Source organism: Paenibacillus sp. EKM10P (assembly GCF_011800655.1).
GTDB lineage: Bacteria > Bacillota > Bacilli > Paenibacillales > Paenibacillaceae > Paenibacillus > Paenibacillus polymyxa.
The window spans coordinates 1-242 of record NZ_JAALET010000130.1 but is presented as its reverse complement, the minus strand read 5'-3'; the positions used below and the strand labels follow the sequence as shown (position 1 = coordinate 242).

The 242-nt window shown below is 53.3% G+C and carries 1 protein-coding gene; it reads right to left on the bottom strand.

What is annotated here, in order from left to right:
- A partial coding sequence (locus HFE01_RS26785; RefSeq protein WP_167442932.1) for an AMP-binding protein occupies positions 1 to 242 on the bottom strand: 242 nt, incomplete at both ends.

Sequence of the window (242 nt, the reverse complement as noted above, 5' to 3'; positions counted from 1 at the left end):
CATGTCTATCGAGCGTTCGGTCATCAGACCCACCAAACGATCTTTCGTCACACCTTGACTGCGCAAGGTACGAGCCAGACGATTCGCGCGTTCATTCAGCTCGCGATAACTCAGTTGCTCTCCTTCGAAGTACAACGCTGGCTGCTCTGGTGTGTGCGCCGTTTGTGTCTCAAACAGACCATGGATCGTTTGCTCGCTTGGATACTCGGCGGCTGTATCTCCCCATACGCTGAGAATTTGCT